The organism is Streptomyces sp. NPDC005181, assembly GCF_040608395.1.
GTDB lineage: Bacteria > Actinomycetota > Actinomycetes > Streptomycetales > Streptomycetaceae > Streptomyces.
Genome location: NZ_JBEXID010000246.1, coordinates 1 through 1,539 on the forward strand (window position 1 = coordinate 1; position 1,539 = coordinate 1,539).

The window sequence follows — 1,539 nt, forward strand, 5'->3', positions numbered from 1 at the left end:
ACACGCTTCCCGCAGGCCGCGACCGCCTCGTCCACCACATCCCGCGGCACCGAGGAGGCCAGCACACCCAACGAGATCCAGTCCGGCAGCGACCCACCCACATCCTGACTCACCGCCAGAACGGTAGCGGCACCCCGCCCCAACGTCAACGCAAGCTAAGTGGCATTGGTTCAGGACTGGCCTCGGCACGGCCAATGGTGGCTTGGCCGCATCACCCCTGACGCCTACAGGGCAGTCGACGACGCAACCGCGGCCGACACCATCCACTCGTGGGCCAGCCAGCACGGCGACGTTCCGGAGCAACTCGAATCACGCCTGCGGCAGGAGATCTACACCCCGATCCGCACAGCGACCAGCCGATACGTGCTGGGACAGCTCCCCGAAGACGCATTCCACGACTATGGCCCCATCCACATCGACTACCACGAACTGGTCCTTATCGATCGTTCCGCAGCCACACTCACTCTGCTCGTCGCAGCCGACGACTAACCCATCTGAGGCTCGCACGACCGACGCTGGAAGCCCGGGCATTCCGACGGTTCCAATACCCGACTCCACCATCAGGCGTTTCGGATGAGTGCCGCAACCAGCTGCTGGAGACTTCGTTGAAGCGGCGGCTGGGCGACGACTGGGACCTGACATGATCAAGAAGATGGGCTACGACTGGCGACTTCGTCAGGTGATGGCCGAGCACGAGATGTTCCAGACCTCGGATCGAGGGCTTGCCTCTCCGATCATCAGGCTCTGGGAGCGCACCGGTTGGCCCTCACAGGCCATGTGATGGAATAGCAGATCCTGAGCAAGGTGGGGGAAGCAGTGCCGGAGCGTAAGAGATCTCTTGTATTGGCAAGCGCGCTCCTGCTGGCGGCAACTGTGGTCACCGGCTGCGCCGTCAGCCCCGTCGCCGACGCAAAGGCCGAGGCCTCAAAGACCCCCGAGATCTACACTGACACCGAGCCGCTGGCCAAGCGCCTACCGAAGCTCGGTCGGATCGTCTCGGCGCACTGGCAGCAGGAGGCTCCCGGCGCGGACAGCCGAGTGCCCGGCCCTACGGACTACTACGTCACCGCCCTCATGAAGCTCGACCCCGGCTCGGTGGCCGTCCTGACGGCGTCCACGCAGATGCAGCCGGCGGTCATCGGGTCCGAGCCGGAAAGCATCTCCATTCCCGCCGAACTCGCCGAGTTCGCACCGTCGGGGGCGCAGTGGGTCCACAGCAGAGTGCTCGACGAGAGCTTGGTGCGCGCCGACTCTGCAAAGCTCTACTTTGACCCGGCCTCGGACACCGTCTACCTCTCCGCCACCAACGTGCACCTGCCGAATGCCGTCACGGTCCACGTCGGCCCCGAGGGCAACCAGGTGACCATCACGCCCACGCCGCCGGCACCCACGCCATGAGCGGCCTCCAGAGCCAGGCCATGCCTCTCTGAACATCTGACTCGTTAGGGCATGCAGAGAATCAACATGCGTGTTTGATGTTGTCCGGGGGCTCGGTGCCGTAGGCGTCGAGGTAGGCGGCCACGTCGGTGGGGGTGGTGA

Annotated in this window: 3 protein-coding genes; all 3 read left to right on the forward strand. The window is 65.0% G+C overall.

The window, feature by feature from the left end; genetic code table 11:
* The first annotated feature begins 159 nt into the window (after nucleotides 1-159).
* The gene (locus tag ABZV38_RS40380; RefSeq protein ID WP_356333948.1) at nucleotides 160-489 is read left to right on the forward strand and encodes a hypothetical protein; all 330 of its coding nucleotides are present in this window, start codon (nucleotides 160-162) and stop codon (nucleotides 487-489) included.
* Between the two features lie 151 nt (nucleotides 490-640).
* On the forward strand, nucleotides 641-781 hold the full coding sequence (locus ABZV38_RS40385) for a hypothetical protein (protein WP_356333949.1): 141 nt from the start codon (nucleotides 641-643) through the stop codon (nucleotides 779-781).
* Nucleotides 782-843: 62 nt separating this feature from the next.
* Nucleotides 844-1,398 (forward strand): hypothetical protein, encoded by a 555-nt coding sequence (locus ABZV38_RS40390; RefSeq protein WP_356333950.1) that lies wholly within the window; start codon nucleotides 844-846, stop codon nucleotides 1,396-1,398.
* Nucleotides 1,399-1,539 lie beyond the last annotated feature (141 nt).

Coding starts and splice junctions, on each gene's coding strand:
- ABZV38_RS40385 (WP_356333949.1), top strand. CDS start 641: ATGATCAAGAAGATGGGCTACGACTGGCGACTTCGTCAGGTGATGGCC.